We start from the raw sequence: 334 nt of genomic DNA, 5'->3' as shown, positions 1-334 counted from the left end.
GCTACAACGGGGCGGACCGGACCCCTGATCTGTGATTGCCGCGCCGAAATGACGCCGCAAGCGCTTGCGTTTTCAGCCATGCAAGCGAGGGCAAGAGTATAGCAAAACCGTCGGAAACGACGTCACGCCCAACCTCAAAACTCCACCACCGCAAACTCCGCCTTGCCGACGTCGCACAGCGGGCAGCGCCAGTCCTCGGGAATCGCGGCAAAGCGGGTGCCGGGCGCGATGCCTTCTTCGGGCAAACCTTCTTCTTCGTTATAGATCCAGCCGCAAATCAGGCAAACCCAGCTCTTGTACTCAGTCACTTCCGTTACTTCGCTCACGACGTACT

The 334-nt window shown here is 59.3% G+C and carries 1 protein-coding gene; it reads right to left on the bottom strand.

The genetic code is table 11. From position 1 onward, the window contains the following. Nucleotides 1-134: 134 nt before the first annotated feature. Nucleotides 135-326: a rubredoxin gene (locus SB753_RS35660; RefSeq protein WP_029970007.1), complete on the bottom strand. Its 192-nt coding sequence runs from the start codon at nucleotides 324-326 to the stop codon at nucleotides 135-137. Nucleotides 327-334: the final 8 nt, after the last annotated feature.

Source organism: Paraburkholderia sp. SIMBA_053 (assembly GCF_046534895.1).
In the GTDB taxonomy this organism is placed as follows: Bacteria; Pseudomonadota; Gammaproteobacteria; order Burkholderiales; family Burkholderiaceae; genus Paraburkholderia; species Paraburkholderia caledonica.
This window is presented reverse-complemented; position numbering and strand designations above follow the sequence as displayed.